Below are 16205 nucleotides of genomic sequence, written 5' to 3' on the forward strand. Positions count from 1 at the left end.
GGACCCGCCATGCAAGAACACACACTTCAGGGAAGTCCGCGCCGGGAAGGCGGCGCCCTGGCAACGATCGACCGATGGCTCGGCATCCTGGTCGAGATTCCCGCCGGCCTGCTGGTGCTGACCGAGGTGATCGTGCTGCTCACCGGCGTCGTCTGCCGCTACCTGCTGCACCGCCCGGTGATCTGGTCGGACGAGCTCGCCTCGATCCTGTTCCTCTGGCTGGCCATGCTGGGCGCGGTGGTCGCGTTCCGGCGCGGCGAGCACATGCGCATGACCGCCATGGTCAGCGGACTCACGCCGCCTCGGCGCGCGCTGTTCGACGTGATCGCCATCGCCGCGGCCCTGGCCTTCCTGGTGCTGATGATGGTGCCGTCGTACGAGTACGCGGCCGACGAGGCGTTCATCACCACGCCGGCGCTGGAGATCGCCAACTCGTGGCGCGCCGCCGCGTTGCCCGTGGGCATCGCGCTGATGATCGTGACCGCGCTGATCCGGCTGGTGCAGGTCGCCGATGCCAGGCTGGTCGCCAAGGCCATCGGCGGCGTGGTCGCGATCTGCGCCGTCATGTGGTTGCTGCAGCCCCTGCTCAAGGGCCTGGGCAACTTCAACCTCGTGATTTTCTTCGTGATCGTCGTGGCGGGCACCGTGCTGTCGGGCGTGCCGATCGCGTTCTGCTTCGGCCTCGCCACCTTCGGCTACCTGGCCGTGGCGACGACCATGCCGCTCACGGTGGTCGTGAGCCGCATGGACGAAGGCATGTCGCACCTGATCCTGCTGGCGGTTCCGCTGTTCGTGTTCCTCGGCCTGCTGATCGAGATGACGGGCATGGCGCGCGCGATGGTGCGCTTCCTGGCGAGCCTGCTCGGCCACGTCCGCGGCGGCCTGAGCTACGTGCTGGTCGGGGCGATGTACCTGGTGTCGGGCATCTCGGGCGCCAAGGCGGCCGACATGGCCGCGGTTGCACCCGTGCTCTTCCCCGAGATGGAGAAGCGCGGAGCCAAGCGCGGCGACCTCGTCGCCCTGCTGTCGGCGACCGGCGCCCAGACCGAGACGGTTCCGCCGAGCATCGTGCTGATCACGATCGGCTCCGTGACCGGCCTGTCGATCTCGGCGCTGTTCATCGGCGGGCTGCTGCCTGCCGTGGTCCTCGGTGCGGGGCTGTGCCTGGTCGTCTGGTGGCGCCATCGCGGCGAGAGCCTCGAAGGCGTGAAGCGTGCGAACGCACGCGAGATCGGCCGTTCGCTGCTGATCGCGCTGCCGGCCATCGCGCTGCCCTTCGTCATCCGCGCCGCGGTGATCGAAGGCGTGGCGACGGCGACCGAGGTCTCGACCATCGGCATCGCCTACGCCGTCGTCATGGGCCTGTTCGTCTACCGGCAGTTCGACTGGCGCCGGCTGCGGCCGATGCTCGTCGACACGGCATCGCTGTCGGGCGCGATCCTGCTGATCATCGGCGCGGCCACGGCGATGGCCTGGGCGCTGACGCAATCCGGGTTCTCGAACGCGCTGGCGGACTTCATGGGCGCGCTGCCGGGCGGCGGAACCACCTTCCTGGCGGTGTCGGTGCTGGCATTCATCATCCTCGGCAGCCTGCTCGAGGGGATTCCAGCGATCGTGCTCTTCGGTCCGCTGATGTTCCCGATCGCGCACAAGCTGGGCATCAACGACATCCACTACGCGATGGTCGTCGTGCTGTCGATGGGCCTCGGCCTGTTCGCACCGCCGTTCGGCGTGGGCTACTACGCCGCCTGCGCGATCAGCCGCATCCACCCCGACGAGGGCATGAAGCCCATCATCGGCTACATGGTCGCGCTGTTCATCGGGCTGGTCATCGTGACCGCGTTCCCGTGGTTCTCCACCGGCTTCCTGAAGTAGCCGTCTTTCGTTTCAAGTGCGCCCGGGGGGCGCACGCCTTGTCGGGTTACAGATGCCAAGCAGCCGTTCCAGTTCGTCGCCCCGCCGCAAGCAGCCGGTCCGCATCATCTTCGCGAGCTTCGCCGGGACGACGCTGGAGTTCTACGACTTCTTCATCTACGGGACGATGGCGGCGCTGGTCTTCAAGCAGCTGTTCTTCCCGGGCTACAGCGAGCTCGCAGGCACGCTCGCGGCCTTCGCCACCTTCGCCGTCGGGTTCCTGGCGCGACCGCTGGGCAGCGTGCTGTTCGGCTACTGGGGCGACAAGCTCGGGCGCCGCACGACGCTGATCATCTCGCTGAGCATGATGGGCGGCTCGACCGTGGGCATCGGCCTCGTGCCCTCCTTCGAATCCGTCGGCCTGTTCGCACCGATCCTGCTGACCGCCCTGCGCATCCTGCAGGGGCTCGCGCTGGGCGGCGAATGGGGCGGCGCGGCGCTGATGCTGGTGGAAAACGCGGCGCCGGGCCGCAAGGGCGTCATGGGCAGCGTCGTGCAGATGGGCGCGCCGGGCGGGCTGATCCTCGCGACCGGCATCACCAGCCTGAGCGCGCTGATCTCGGGCGACCAGTTCCTGGTGTGGGGCTGGCGCCTGCCCTTCATCGCCAGTGTGCTGCTGCTCGGCGTGGCCTACTGGATCCGCCGCGGCATCGACGAGTCGCCCGAGTTCCAGGAGATGCGCCTGGCGGCCAAGGCCCTGCCACGCGCGCCGATCGCCACCGTGCTGCAGCACAACTGGAAGGACCTGGCCAAGGCCTTCGGCATGGCCGCACCGGGCAACGCGGTATTCTTCATCGTCAGCACCTACACGCTGTCCTACGCGACCAGCCGGCTCGGCATGGACCGCGCAGCCCTTCTCAATGTCCTGATGCTCGCCGCCGCCATCTACCTCTTCACCATCCCGCTCTTCGGATGGATCGCCGACAAGACCAGCCCCGCCGCCGTGATCGCCTTCGGTTGCGCCGTGACTGTCGTCTTCAGCTACTTCTATTTCTCGCTGCTGAACTCGGGGTCTGTGTTCGCCACCTTCGTGGCCATGGCCATCGCGCTGGCCGTGATCCACGCGGCGATCCAGGCGCCCCAGGCGGCGCTGTTCTCGTCCCGCTACGACGTGTCGGTGCGCTACACCGGCGTGGCGCTGAGCCAGGCGATTCCGACCACGGTGGTCGGCGGGTCCGTGCCCTTCCTCGCCACGCTGTTCTTCGCCTGGACCGGCAACACGGTGCTGATCTCGGGCTACGTGATGCTGCTCGGCGTGCTGGGCCTGGTGTGCGCACTGATGAGCCGCGAAGGCCGCAGCGCATCGGCACCGGCCGCCCCGCGCCAGCCATGAGCTTCAGCGCGCGGGAAACGCGTCTGGCGTACGCGCTTCTCATCCTGGTGCCCACGATGTGGTCGATGAACTACATCGTCGCCCGCGTGGCGCCCGGCGTCATCGCACCGCACACGCTGGCGCTGGGACGCTGGGCCCTGGCCAGCGCCATCCTCTGCGTCGCCACGCACCGCGAGCTGTGGGCCCGCCGGGCCGAGATCCAGCGCGACTGGCTTCGCTACCTGGTGCTCGGCGCGCTCGGCATGCTGGTGTGCGGCGCCTGGGTGTACATCGCCGGCCGCAGCACGAGCACGATGAACATCGCGCTGATCTACGCCGCCGCGCCCGTGCTCATCCTGATCGGTTCGGTGCTCTGGCTGGGCGAACGGATGACGGGCGCCAGGCTGGCCGGCACGGTGCTGTCGCTGGTCGGCGTGGTTCACGTGACGGTCAAAGGCCATTGGAATTCGCTGGCGGGCGTGCATCTCTCGTCCGGCGACCTGTGGATCGTGTGCGCCACGCTCGGCTGGGCGGCCTACTCGCTGCTGTTGCGGATCTGGCCGAGCACGCTGTCGACCTTCGCGCGCGTGGCCGTCACGAGCTTCGCCGGCTCCTGCGTGCTGCTGCCGTTCGCGATCTGGGAGCATTCGACGCCGGGCCTGACCGCCTGGTCGCGGCAGGCCACGCTGCTGGTCGTGGTCTCGGCGCTCTTCCCCGGCGTGATCGCGTACTGGGCCTACGGGCGAGCCCAGCAGATTCTCGGCTCCGCGCGCGCGGCCACCAGCCTGTACATGGCGCCGCTGTTCGCAGCCGTCGCGGCCTACGTCGTCCTGGGTGAACGGCTCGAGGTCTTCCACATGGTCGGCGGCGCGCTGGTGCTGGGCGGGCTCGCGCTCGCAACCTGGAAGCGCAGCGTCGCGAGCGAAGCCGTCTGAGCCGGCCCGACGGCCGATCGGGCCGCGCAGGCTCGTTGGGCTCGGGCTCCCGGGCGTTCGCCGCTCAGTGCAGAAGCTGGCTCAGGAAGAGTCGCGTGCGCGCGTGCTTCGGATTGCCGAAGAACTCCGCCGGCGGCGCCTCTTCGACGATGGTGCCCTGGTCCATGAAGATCACGCGGTTGGCGACCTGCCGCGCAAAGCCCATCTCGTGCGTGACCGACAGCATGGTGGTGCCGTCTTCCGCGAGCGACACCATCGTGTCGAGCACTTCCTTCACCATCTCGGGGTCGAGTGCCGACGTGGGCTCGTCGAACAGCATGACCTTGGGGCTCATGCACAGCGCACGCGCGATGGCCACGCGCTGCTGCTGGCCGCCGGACAGTTGCGACGGGTACTTGTTGGCCTGGTCGGGGATCTTCACCTTCGTCAGGTAGCCCATCGCGACCTCCTTGGCTTCCTTCGGCGTGTACTTCTTGCTCCAGATCGGCGCGAGCGTGCAGTTCTCGAGGATCGTCAGGTGCGGGAACAGGTTGAAGTGCTGGAACACCATGCCCACGTCGCGGCGCACCGCGTCGATGCGGCGCATGTCGTTGGTGAGCTCGACGCGGTTGACGACGATGTGGCCCTGCTGGTGTTCTTCGAGCCGGTTGATGCAGCGCAGCAGCGTCGACTTGCCCGAGCCCGACGGGCCGCAGATCACGATGCGCTCGCCGCGCCGCACTTCGAGGTTGATGTCGCGCAGGACCTGGAAGTCGCCGTACCACTTCTGCACGTTCACCATGCGGATGACCAGCTCGGGGCCCGTCGCAGGGTCGTCGGTGACGGGCGTCGTCGTTTGCGCAGCGTTCATGGCAGTCATGGCGATCCTTCAGCGGGTTGGGCGATCTTCAGGCCGAGTTCGTCGACCAGGCGTTGAGCGGCGGCGATGCCTTCGGGGCCGAGCGGCAGCCGTGGCGGACGCGGCCCGCCGACGGGCAGGCCCATGGCCGTGAGCATCGCCTTGGTGCCGGCCACGTACGACTGGCCGGCCACGAAATCGATCATCGGGAAGTACTTGAACGACAGCGCGCGCGCCTGCGCCAGCTCGCCGGCCATCACCAGGTCGTAGAGCCGCGCCATCTCGGCCGGCGCGCCGTTCGACGGCACCGCCGCCCAGCCGACCGCGCCCTCGACATAGGACTCGAAGCCCATGATGCCGCCGAACACGTTCATGCGGCCGTCCGACAGCCGCATGATGTCGCGCACGCGGGTCACCTCGAGCGTCGACTCCTTGATGTAGCGGCAGTTGTCGATCTCCGAGAGCCGCGCGACCAGCCTGGGCTTCAGGTCGACGTTGGTCACCGCCGGGTTGTTGTAGACCATGATCGGAATGCCGATCGCGTCCGAGATGACCTTGTAGTGCTCGTACAGCTCGTCGTCGGTCGGCGTGCAATAGAACGGCGGCAGCACCATCACGCCATCGGCGCCCAGCGACTCGGCCATGCGGCTCTTGCGGGCGGCGACGCGGGTGTCTTCGGCCGTGGTGCCGATGATCACCGGCACGCGGCCGGCGCTGCGGTCGATCACGGTCCTGGCGACCAGCTCGATCTCGTCGTCGGTCATCGACAGGAACTCGCCGGTCGAGCCCAGCGGGATCAGCCCGTGGATGCCCGATTCGATCTGCCAGTCGACATAGCGCTCGAGCGCGGGCACGTCGACGGCGCCTTCGGCGTCGAAGGGCGTGACCATGATGGTGTAGGTGCCGCGGAAATCTTTCATGTCGGTGATGTCGGGTGGTCGGTGGTGATCAGCGGGCGTTGTCGAGCAGGCCGGCAGCGACCAGCGCGGCGCGGATGCGCTGGGTTTCGTCGTCGCTCACCGGCAGCAGCGGCAGCCGCGGCGCCGGATGCGACAGGCGGCCGAGCAGGTGCAGCGCGGTCTTCATGCGGTTGTGGATGTCGAGGTACGGCGCGCGATAGAACACGCGGCACAGGGGCACGAGCCGGTCGTTCACGGCACGCGCGGCATCGAGCCTGCCGGCCGCGACGGCTTCGTGCATTTCGACCAGCAGCGGCGCCACCACGCTGCCGATGCCCGACAGGATGCCGTCGGCACCGTAGGTGAGCGACGCGAAGAGCCAGCCGTTGTTGCTGGACAGCATGGTCACCGGGCGATCCAGCCGGCGCAGGGCGCGCAGGCTGTCTTCGTACAGCTCGGGCACGTCGCTGCCGTCCTTGATCGCGACGATCTCCGGCACCTCGTTGCACAGCCGCACCAGCATGTCCACCGAGAAGGCCTGGTTCGACGCGCGCGACAGCTGGAACAGCACGATGGGCAGCGACGACGCGCTGGCCACGTCCTTGACGTAGCGCAGGATCATTTCGGGCCGCAGCGCCGCGCCGCTGCCGAACATGGCTGGCGGAAACAACAGCAGGGCCGATGCGCCCGCTTCGGCCGCATCGACCGCCAGCGCACGGGCGTCGCGCGGGTCCTCGGCGACCACGCCGGCCACCACCGGCACCGAACCGGCGGCGGCGACCGCCATGCGCACGACGTGCGCCCGCTCCGCGCGGTTGAGCGACGAGGTCTCGCCGGCATGGCCGTTGACCACCACGGCGCGGACGCCACGCGTCGATGCGATCTCGCGGACATGCGCAGCGAGCGCCGCGTCGTCGATGGCGCCAGCGGGCGTGAAAGGGGTGAGTGTGGCGGGCCAGATGCCGCCCACGCCGGAAACGGGAAATGTCATGGGACTCGATCGGATAAGTGCCGGCGAGTATGCAACATCAATGCAATCGTTTGCAAATAACCGTCAGTTCCACCGGATTATTCATGACAGATTGTTGACCAACCATTCGCACAGGCCCTACATTCCGCTTATGCAATCGTTTGCAATAATTTTCATCGCCGAGGTCACCCAGTGACGGTCACGTTGCGCGACGTGGCGCGTGCCGCCGACGTGTCCATCGCCACCGCCTCGCGGGCGCTGGCGGGTTCCAGCCTGATCAACCAGGCCACGCAGAAGCACGTGGTCCAGGTCGCCGCGGCCATCGGCTACCGCACCAATACGGTGGCCCGCGCACTCAAGACGCGCAAGTCGCGCCTCATCGGCCTGACCGTCCACAACCTCGAGAACGCGTCCTTCCGCGTGCTCGCCTCGGTCGTGCAGGCGCGCATGCAGGCGCTCGGCTACCAGGTCATCCTGAGCATCAGCAACGACGATGCCGACCAGGAGCGCGAGATCCTCAAGACGCTCGTCGACCACAGCGTCGACGGGCTGATCGCCGTGCCGACCGGCAGCAACGGCGCCCAGCTGCTGGCCATGGAACACAGCGACATCCCGGTCATCTGCGCGGTGCGCCGCGTTGCCGGCGCCTCGCTCGAATCGATCCTGGCCGCCGACATGGAAGGCGCCTACGCCGGAACGCAGCATCTGCTGGGACTGGGTCATCGGCGGATCGGACTCATCGTTGGGCCTGGCGACACGACATCCGGCAAGGAACGTCTGGCGGGTTACACCCGGGCCATGCAGGAAGCGGGCCTGACCGTCGAACCCGGGCTCATCCACCGCGGCCGCTACCTGCCGGAAACCGGCGTGGCCGGTGCCAACAGCCTGCTGTCGCTCGCCTCGCCGCCCTCGGCGATCTTCGTGGCGAACCACGAATCCTCGGTCGGCGTGCTGCGCGTGATTTCAGAGCGCGGCCTGTCGGTTCCGTCGGACCTCTCGGTGCTCTTCTACGAAGACTCGCCGTGGTTCGAGTGGCAGCGCCCCGCGATCAGCGTGGTCGACAGCGGCGCGGCCGACATGGCCAACCTCGCGGTCGACCGTCTCATGTCCCGCCTCGGCGGCGTCGCCAACAGCGGGCGCGAATACCGCATCGGCTCGCGGCTCGTCGAGCGCGCCTCCTGCCGGGCCCTGCCCACTTTCTGAAGAATCGCATGCCTTACGTCGAGATCCTGGCGCCCAGCGCCGCCGCTACCCGAAAACGCCAACTGACCCAGACCGTCACCGACGGCATCGTGCGCGGCTTCGACGTCACGCCGTCGACCGTGACGATCTATTTCGTGCCGGTCGGCACCGAGGACTATGCGCATGCCGGCGAATTCGGCCTGCCGCCGTCCGGTGCCCGCGTGTTCGTCAAGTTGCACGCCTACCGGCGCAGCGCCAACCAGCGCCGGGCCGTGGCCGAAGCCATGACGCCGGCCATCGCCGCCTGCTTCGACACGCCGGCCCACAACGTCGCCATCTACTTCATCGACCGCGAACGCGACGAGGTCGCGCACGAAGGCCACCTGGCCAGCGACGAAGTCATCGAAACCTCCACTGCACCATGACCCATTTCCTTACCGAAGACCAGATCTCGGTGCGCGACACCGCGCGCCGTTTCGCCGAGAACGAGATCCTGCCGCGCGCCGCCGCGATCGACCGCGAAGACACCTTCGACCGCACGCTGTACCGCGGCATGGCCGAGCTCGGCCTGTTCGGCATCAGCCTGCCCGAATCGTCGGGCGGCTCGGCCCTGGACACCGTCAGCGTCTGCCTGGTGATGGAAGAACTGGCGCGCTGCTCGGCCGCCGTCGGCAATGCCTTCGCCATTCCCGTGGAGGCCGCCCTGTTCCTGCATCACCACGGCAACGAATCGCAGAAGGCGCTGATCCCCGGCATCCTCGACGGCTCGATCGTGTTCGCCACGGCCATGACCGAACCCGACTTCGGCTCCGACGCCGCCAGCATCCAGACCACCGCGCGTGCGACCGATGACGGCTGGGTGCTCAACGGCACCAAGGCCTGGGTCACGCTCGGCGGCGTGGCCGACCGCATCATGGTCTTCGCGCGCACCGGCAAGGACGCCGGCCACCGGTCGATCAGCTGCTTCCTGGTCGACGCATCGTCGCCCGGCGTGAGCCGCGGCAAGAACGAGGAACTGCTGGGCATGCACGGCCTGGAAGACTGCCAGATCGTGCTGCAGGACGTGCACGTGCCCAAGACCGCGCTGATCGGCGCCGAGAACCAGGCCTTCAAGACGGCCATGGGCAACTTCAACTTCAGCCGCCTGCTGATGTCGTCGATGGCGCTGGGCATGGCGCAGGCCGCCATGGAAGACGCGGTGGCCTACGCCACCACGCGCAAGCAGTTCGGCGAGCCGATCATCAACTTCCAGGCCATCCAGTTCATGGTGGCCGACATGTCGACCGACATCGCCGCCGCGCGCCTGCTCATCCACCACGCGTCGCGCGTGTTCGACGCCGGCCTGTCCTACGCCAAGGAAGCGGCGCAGGCCAAGCTGTTCACCACCGACATGGCGATGAAGCATGTGTCGAACGCCCTGCAGGTGCATGGCGGCAACGGCTATTCGCGCGACTACCGCATCGAACGCATCTTCCGCGACGTGCGCCTGGCGCAGATCTACGAAGGCACCAACCAGATCCAGCGCCTGATCATCTCGAAGCAGGTCGAGAAAGAACTGGCCTGAGGAGACGTCGACCATGATCCACTGCATCACCCCCGACGAAGCCGCCGCCCTGCTGAAGGACGGCGACATGGTGCTGGCCGGCGGCAACGGCGGTTCGGGCGTGCCCGAGGCGGTGTTCGAGGCCGTCGAGCGCCGCTTCCTGGCCGGCGACGGCCCGCACGGCATCACCCTCTTCCACATCACCGGCGTCGGTGCGCTGACCGAGAAGGGCCTGTGCCACTTCGCGCACAAGGGCCTGGTGCAGCGCGTGATCGGGGGCAACTTCGGCATGCAGCTGCCCTTCATGAAGCTGGTGCTCGACCAGGAACTCGAGGCCTACAACTTCCCGCAGGGCGTGATGACGCACATGTGCCGCGCGATGGCCGGCCGCCAGCCCGGCGTGCTGACGCACGTGGGCCTGGAAACCTACATGGACCCGCGCCAGGACGGCGGCCGCATGAACGAACGCACGACCGAGAAGCTGGTCGAACTCGTCAACATCGGCGGCAAGGACTACCTGTTCTACCGTGCGCCGGGCGTGCCGTCGGTCGCCTTGATCCGCGGCACCTCGGCAGACGAGGACGGCTACGTCAGCATGGAACACGAGGCCACCGCGCGCGAAGACCTGTCGATGGCGCAGGCCGTGCACAACGCCGGCGGCACCGTGATCTGCCAGGTCAAGCGCCTCGTCAAGCGCGGCACGCTGAACCCGCACATGGTGAAGATCCCGGGCTTCCTGATCGACCACTTCGTCGTGCAGCCCGACCAGATGCAGACGTACACGACGCAGTACGACCCCGCGCGCTGCGGCGAGACCATCGTGCCGAGTTCGAGCATTCCGCCCGACCGCCTCGACGCGCGCCGCGTGGTCGCACGCCGCGCCGCCTTCGAGCTGCGTCCGCGGGACGTGGTGAACCTCGGCGTCGGCATCTCGGCCATGATCCCGAACGTCGCGGCCGAGGAAGGCATCGACGAGATGATCACGCTCACCGTCGAGTCGGGCGCGGTCGGCGGCGTGCCGGGCCATGCGCGCGAATTCGGCACCTCGGTGAATCCGCGGGTCATCCTCGACCAGTCCTACCAGTTCGACTTCTACGACGGCGGCGGCCTGAGTTGCGCCTTCCTGTCCTTCGCGCAGGTCGACCGGCACGGCAACGTCAACGTCACCCGCTTCGGCAAGCGCTACGACGGCGCCGGCGGCTTCATCAACATCACGCAGAACACCCAGCGGCTGGTGTTCAACGGCTCGCTGACCGGTGGCGAATTCGACATCGGCGTGGCCGACGGCGGGCTAGCGATCCGCCGCGACGGCAAGTTCAAGAAGTTCGTGCCCGAGGTCGACCAGATCAGTTTCTCCGGCCACCTGGCGCGCGAGCGCGGGCAACGCGTGACCTTCATCACCGACCGCGCCGTGTTCGAGATGGAGGCCGACGGCATCGTGCTGACCGAGATCGCCCCGGGCGTGCGGCTGCAGGAAGACGTGCTTGACCAGATCGGCTTCCCGATCCGCATCAGCGACGCGCTGAAGACCATGGACGCGCGCATCTTCCGGCTCGGACCGATGGGCATGCGCGATGCCTTCATGGCCCAGTCCCCACGGCATATCGAGGTACCTGCAGCATGAGCGACACCCACGACATCTATTTCGACGACGTGGTCGTCGGCACCACCTTCACGACCGAGCCGCATGCGATCACGGCCGCCGACATCGCGCACTTCTGCGACCTGACGCGCGACCACCATCCGCTGCACACCGACGCGGACTATGCGTCGTCGCGCGGCTTCGGCGGCGTCATTGCACACGGTCTCTACGGCCTGGCGCTGATGGAAGGGCTCAAGACCGAGCTGAAGCTCTATCAGAACAGCTCGATCGCATCGCTCGGCTGGGACCGGGTTCGTTTCTTGCGACCGGTGATTGCCGGCGACACGGTGCGCGTGAGCTTCGAATTAACCGAGAAGCGCACGTCATCGCGTCCCGGCCGCGGCATCGTCATCGAGTCGCTGCGCCTGCTGAACCAGCGCGACGAATGCGTCATCGAGGCGCAGCACAGCGCGCTGCTGGCATGCCGGCCCGAGGCCTGAACCCTTCACCTTCACTTTCACCTTCCGACCCGTTTTCCGCCGTCCTTCCCAACCTCCGTCTCACGAAAGCACATCATGCAACTCACCAAACTGGCTCTTGCGCTCTTCATCGGCGCCGCGTTCTCGGCTTCGGCCCTGGCCCAGACCTGCACACCCAAGGTGGGCGCAGAACACCTCGTCACCGCAGGCAAGCTGCAGATGTCGATCAACCCCACGCTGCCGCCGCAGCAGTTCGTCGACGAGAAGGGCGAACTGCAAGGCCTGAACGTCGAACTCGGCAAGGCGATCGCGAAGAAGCTGTGCCTCGAACCGGTCTTCCTGCGCATGGACATGCCGCCGATGATTCCCGCGCTGCAGGCCGGCCGCTTCGACATGATCAACACCGGCATGTTCTGGACGGAAGAGCGCTCCAAGCTGATGTTCATGATCCCGTACGGCCAGCAGGCGATGAGCATCTACACCGTGCCCAACAGCACGCTGAAGATCACCAAGTTCGATGACCTGGCAGGCCACGTCGTCGGCATCGAGACCGGCACCTACCAGGAACGCAAGTCCCGCGAATACAACGCCGACATGGTCGCGCGCGGGTTGAAGGCGATCGACTTCCGCACCTTCTCCACCGCCTCGGAAACCACGGCCGCCCTGCGTGCCGGCCAGCTCGAAGCCGGCATCAACATCGACGAGACCGCCATCGCCTTCGCCGAACGCGGCATCGCGAAGATCTGGCTGAGCGGCATCAACGGCACGGACATCACCGTGACCTACCGCGACAAGACGACGGCCACGGCCGCCGCCGCGGCGCTGAACGAACTGAAGGCCGACGGCACCTACGACAAGCTGTTCGACAAGTTCAAGATGACCCGTCTGAAAGACACGACCTTCGCCATCCGCGGCCCCGGCCCGGCGCCGAAGTAAGCGGCACAGATAGAGCAAGAAGGAAATCCGGGCCGTGTTCAACGTCGATGCATTCCTGTCCTACCTGGTCAACCCCTACCTGCTCGGTGGGGTCGGGATCACGATCGGGCTGACGATCGCCACGATCCTCATCGGCCTGGCCCTCGCGCTGCCGCTGGCGCTGGCGAGCATGTCCACCAACAAGCTGCTGCGGGCGCCGGCCAAGTTCTACATCTGGGTCTTCCGCGGCACGCCGCTGCTGGTGCAGATCGTGATCATCTACACCGGCCTGCCGCAGCTGGGCGTGCGCTTCGATGTGCTGACCTCCGCCATCCTGGCGCTCAGCCTCAATGAGGCGGCCTACCTGTCGGAGACCATCCGCGCGGGCTTCTCGGCCGTCGCCAAGGGGCAGATCGAGGCAGCCAAGGCGCTCAGCCTGTCGAAGTTCGCCACGCTGCGGCTGGTCACGCTGCCGCAGGTCATCCGCATCATCATTCCGCCGCTCGGCAATTCGGTGAACGGCCTGCTGAAGGCGACGTCGCTCGCGTCCGTCATCTCGATGGAAGAGCTGATGCGCCGCAGCCAGGTGCTGATGCAGGCGAAGTTCGAGGTGCTGGAGCTGTACTGCGTGGCAGCCGTCTTCTATCTCGTGCTGACCTCGGTGTGGGACGTGGTGCAACGCCGCCTCGAACGGCACTACGGCAAGGGCTACGCACAAGCCGAGAAGAAGACGCCGGTGGCACGCACGGCGGCAACGCCAGCCTGACCGCCCCCGCGACCCGCCATGAACGATGGCGCCCGACGATGGCTTCGGCCACCTCGGGCGCTTTTTCGTTGGCTACGTTGGCTGCGCGGCGTCACCGTCGTCGTCGTCATCGCGCCGCCCGATCTGCGCCTGCATGTACTGCAGCGCATGCTGCATGAAGGCCTGCGCCAGGCGCGCACGCGGCTTGTCGCGCACGAACAGGCCGCACACCGGGATCGCGACGCGCGGCCGGAAACGGTGCACGTCGAAAGCCGGCTCCTTCGAAGGGTTGGAATAGCGCGCCGTCATCTCGTCGACGAAGCCGATGCCCAGGCCACGCGCCACGAGCGGACTCACGATGTTCGCGAAGCGCGCCTCGATGTCGGGGTGATAGTGGTCGGACGAGCGCTCGAAGGCCTGCGCGATCATCGCGCCGAGTGGGCTCGCGGGCCCCGGCCCGACGATGCGCCGGCCGCGCAAATCGAAGGGTGTCAGCACCGGCAGCCCGGCCAGTTCATGCCCCCTCGGCGTGATGCACATCATCTCGGCCTCGACCAACACCTCGCGCGCAAGGTTGGGGCGCATCGGCGGCTTCATCGCGATGCCGACGTCGGCACTGCCGCTCTCGACGCCTTCGAGCAGCGCGTCCATGCGCACCGATTCGATGGTGACCTGCACGTCCGGATGCTCGGCCATGAAGAGCGCGAGCACCGACGGCACGAGGTACTGCGACAGCTCGGCCGTCGCGTGGATGCGCAGCACGCCCGCACGGCCGGTGCGCAGGTCCCAGGCCTTGCGCTGGACCGCCTCGTGCACGACGAAGAGCGGCTCGGCATCGGCCATCAGGATCTGCGCGTCGGCCGTGGGGACCAGGCGGTTGCTCACGCGGTCGAACAGCGCGATGCCCAGCTTGGTCTCTGCCAGCTTGATCGCATTGCTCACCGCGGGCTGCGACATGCCCAGCTCCTCGGCCGCGCCGATGGTGGTCCGGCAACGCATGACCGCGCGCAGAACCTCGAGCTGGCGCAGGTTGATCAGGGAGCGGAATTGCGGGTCGGACATGGGGGTCGATTCATGCCCGAAAAAGGGGTCGGGCCACTTGATGATAGCGGCCGATTCGGTGCGCAACACGCACCATCACGACGTATATCGACTGCCTATAGTCCGCCCCCTCAACTGAATTGAGTGCGTTGCGCAGCGCTCGTTATTCTTTTCTTTTCGAGCCTTTGAAACACGTGTCCGAGTTCTTCTTTTTCTTTCAGGAATCATCATGAAATTTGCTCTTCTGCGCAGCGCGATCGCCATCGTCGCGCTGGCCGGTCCGCTCTCCGGCATGGTCGCTTCCGCCCAGACCTGCACACCGACCATTCCGAAGAGCGAGCTGATCTCGGAGGGCAAGATCCAGCTGTCGACCAATCCGACATTGCCGCCATTGCAATTCGTCGACGCGAGCGGTGAGCTCAAGGGCATGAACATCGAACTCGCGGCCGAGCTCGGCAAGCGCCTGTGCCTCAAAGCCGAGACGCTTCGCATGGACTTCCCCGCGATGATCCCGGCACTCAAGGCGGCGCGCTTCGACGGCATCAACACCGGCATGTTCTTCACCGAAGAGCGCTCCAAGGTGATGTGGACCATTCCGTACGCGATGGCCGCGATCGACATCGTCGCGCTGCCGGGCAGCAAGCGCACCGTTGCGTCGCCCGACGCGTTGACCGACATGAGCATCGGCGTCGAGGCCGACTCGTACCAGGAGCGCTGGCTGAAGGAGCGCGAGAAGGACAACGTCGCCAAGGGACGCAAGTCGCTGAAGATCCTGTCGTTCCCGACGGCCAGCGAAGTCATGGCCGGACTGCGCGCCGGTCAATTCGACATCGCCGCATTCCCCAATTACGCGGGCGGTGCCTTCGTGAAGGCCGGCCAGGCCACGATGCTGCTGCCGGCCCAGGGCGCATCGCCGACGATGATGAGCTTCCGCTCCAAGCCGGTCGCCGATGCGGTGGTCAAGGCCTTCAACGACATGATCAAGGACGGCACCTACGACCGCATCCTCGACCAATACGGCATGACCAAGCTGCCTGAGAAGGTCATCGCAATTCGCGGCACCGGGCCGGTCTGACCATCAGCGAAGCGACGCCACCCGCGCTTCGCCGGCGGCGATGAGCAGGTCGGTGTCGTTGGTGGCCAGCACGAAACGCATGCCGCTCGCAATGCGTCGCGTCAACAGCGACGCATCGGCCACGCCGCCCAGCCCTGGTTGCTTGCCGTGTTGGGCACAGGCCTTGATCACCGCATCGCAAGCCGACTCGATGGCGGGGTCGTCGACCTGTCCGGGAATGCCGAGTTCCAGCGACAGGTCGTTGCAGCCGATCATCAACACATCCACGCCAGGCACAGCCGCAATGCTTGCCGCATTGGCAATGGCACGCGGCGACTCCAGCATCACGACGCAAAGGATTTCGGCATTGGCGACGGCCATGGCTTCGGCCGCCGGATGGCGCACGTAATCGAAGTGCGGCTGCAGCGCGAAGAAGGAGCGCATGCCGACCGGCGGGTATTTGCAGGCGCGCACCGCGGCGGCGGCCTCCTCCGCGTCGTCCACATGCGGAATCACGATGCCCTGCGCGCCGCCGTCCAGCAGCCGCGCGATGTCCGGCGAGTTCTTGCCCGGCACCCGAACCAGCGGCGCGATGCCCAGTGGCAATGCAGCGGCCGAGATGTTCGCGGCGGCAGTAGCGTCGATCGCGGAATGCTCGATGTCGATGAACAAGAAGTCGAAGCCGCATCGGCGTGCCAGCCCCGCGGCCGCCGCGCCCACGACCTGCTGCACGCCCATGCCGAGTACCGCGCCGCCGGATTGCATCGTGCGGCGCGCCGTGTTCGGTCGGATCAAT

At 67.2% G+C, this 16205-nt stretch carries 16 protein-coding genes; 11 read left to right on the forward strand and 5 right to left on the reverse strand.

Translation table 11 applies throughout. The annotated features are described in order from the left end of the window. The first annotated feature begins 9 nt into the window (after positions 1-9). Genes AC07PZ_RS12260 through AC07PZ_RS12270 form a run of 3 tightly spaced genes read left to right on the forward strand, consistent with a single transcriptional unit; the run spans position 10 to position 4161 of the window. Positions 10-1875: a TRAP transporter large permease gene (locus tag AC07PZ_RS12260; RefSeq protein ID WP_495295362.1), complete on the forward strand. Its 1866-nt coding sequence runs from the start codon at positions 10-12 to the stop codon at positions 1873-1875. 52 nt (positions 1876-1927) lie between these two features. Beyond that, a complete protein-coding gene (locus AC07PZ_RS12265) occupies positions 1928-3247 on the forward strand; it encodes an MFS transporter (protein WP_495295363.1) in 1320 nt (439 codons plus the stop codon). Then, entirely contained in the window at positions 3244-4161 is a 918-nt protein-coding gene (locus tag AC07PZ_RS12270; protein WP_495295364.1) for a DMT family transporter, read from the forward strand. Before AC07PZ_RS12265 ends, AC07PZ_RS12270 begins: the two co-directional genes overlap by 4 nt. A gap of 64 nt (positions 4162-4225) precedes the next feature. Here the strand turns inward: AC07PZ_RS12270 and AC07PZ_RS12275 are convergent, their stop codons facing one another. The 3 genes from AC07PZ_RS12275 to AC07PZ_RS12285 are packed head-to-tail and all read right to left on the reverse strand — an operon-like array spanning position 4226 to position 6889. Beyond that, entirely contained in the window at positions 4226-5011 is a 786-nt protein-coding gene (locus AC07PZ_RS12275) for an amino acid ABC transporter ATP-binding protein (protein WP_495295693.1), read from the reverse strand. A 5-nt stretch (positions 5012-5016) separates the two neighbouring features. Next, on the reverse strand, positions 5017-5919 hold the full coding sequence (locus AC07PZ_RS12280; protein WP_495295365.1) for a dihydrodipicolinate synthase family protein: 903 nt from the start codon (positions 5917-5919) through the stop codon (positions 5017-5019). Positions 5920-5947: 28 nt separating this feature from the next. Further along, entirely contained in the window at positions 5948-6889 is a 942-nt protein-coding gene (locus AC07PZ_RS12285) for a dihydrodipicolinate synthase family protein (protein ID WP_495295366.1), read from the reverse strand. Positions 6890-7060: 171 nt separating this feature from the next. On the opposite strand from AC07PZ_RS12285, the gene AC07PZ_RS12290 reads away from it, so the two are divergent. From AC07PZ_RS12290 to AC07PZ_RS12320, 7 genes are all read left to right on the forward strand, one after another. After that, entirely contained in the window at positions 7061-8071 is a 1011-nt protein-coding gene (locus tag AC07PZ_RS12290) for a LacI family DNA-binding transcriptional regulator (protein ID WP_495295367.1), read from the forward strand. An 8-nt stretch (positions 8072-8079) separates the two neighbouring features. After that, positions 8080-8475 (forward strand): tautomerase family protein, encoded by a 396-nt coding sequence (locus AC07PZ_RS12295; protein WP_495295368.1) that lies wholly within the window; start codon positions 8080-8082, stop codon positions 8473-8475. Then, the gene (locus tag AC07PZ_RS12300) at positions 8472-9614 is read left to right on the forward strand and encodes an acyl-CoA dehydrogenase family protein (RefSeq protein WP_495295369.1); all 1143 of its coding nucleotides are present in this window, start codon (positions 8472-8474) and stop codon (positions 9612-9614) included. Before AC07PZ_RS12295 ends, AC07PZ_RS12300 begins: the two co-directional genes overlap by 4 nt. Positions 9615-9627: 13 nt before the next feature. Further along, positions 9628-11217 (forward strand): acyl CoA:acetate/3-ketoacid CoA transferase, encoded by a 1590-nt coding sequence (locus tag AC07PZ_RS12305; RefSeq protein ID WP_495295370.1) that lies wholly within the window; start codon positions 9628-9630, stop codon positions 11215-11217. Then, the gene (locus AC07PZ_RS12310) at positions 11214-11675 is read left to right on the forward strand and encodes a MaoC family dehydratase (RefSeq protein ID WP_495295371.1); all 462 of its coding nucleotides are present in this window, start codon (positions 11214-11216) and stop codon (positions 11673-11675) included. The genes AC07PZ_RS12305 and AC07PZ_RS12310 overlap by 4 nt, the downstream gene beginning before the upstream one ends. 75 nt (positions 11676-11750) lie before the next feature. Further along, on the forward strand, positions 11751-12590 hold the full coding sequence (locus AC07PZ_RS12315; RefSeq protein WP_495295372.1) for an ABC transporter substrate-binding protein: 840 nt from the start codon (positions 11751-11753) through the stop codon (positions 12588-12590). Between the two features lie 34 nt (positions 12591-12624). Continuing rightward, entirely contained in the window at positions 12625-13335 is a 711-nt protein-coding gene (locus AC07PZ_RS12320) for an amino acid ABC transporter permease (RefSeq protein WP_495295373.1), read from the forward strand. A 72-nt stretch (positions 13336-13407) separates the two neighbouring features. On the opposite strand, the gene AC07PZ_RS12325 is transcribed toward AC07PZ_RS12320, so the two are convergent. Continuing rightward, positions 13408-14376: a LysR family transcriptional regulator gene (locus tag AC07PZ_RS12325; RefSeq protein WP_495295374.1), complete on the reverse strand. Its 969-nt coding sequence runs from the start codon at positions 14374-14376 to the stop codon at positions 13408-13410. A 208-nt stretch (positions 14377-14584) separates the two neighbouring features. On the opposite strand from AC07PZ_RS12325, the gene AC07PZ_RS12330 reads away from it, so the two are divergent. Continuing rightward, positions 14585-15430, forward strand: a complete 846-nt coding sequence (locus AC07PZ_RS12330; RefSeq protein ID WP_495295375.1) for a transporter substrate-binding domain-containing protein — start codon at positions 14585-14587, stop codon at positions 15428-15430. 3 nt (positions 15431-15433) lie between these two features. Here the strand turns inward: AC07PZ_RS12330 and AC07PZ_RS12335 are convergent, their stop codons facing one another. Continuing rightward, positions 15434-16204: an HpcH/HpaI aldolase family protein gene (locus AC07PZ_RS12335; protein ID WP_495295376.1), complete on the reverse strand. Its 771-nt coding sequence runs from the start codon at positions 16202-16204 to the stop codon at positions 15434-15436. Between the last annotated feature and the right edge of the window lies 1 nt (position 16205).

It is taken from the genome of Variovorax sp. GW821-FHT10B04 (assembly GCF_059415645.1).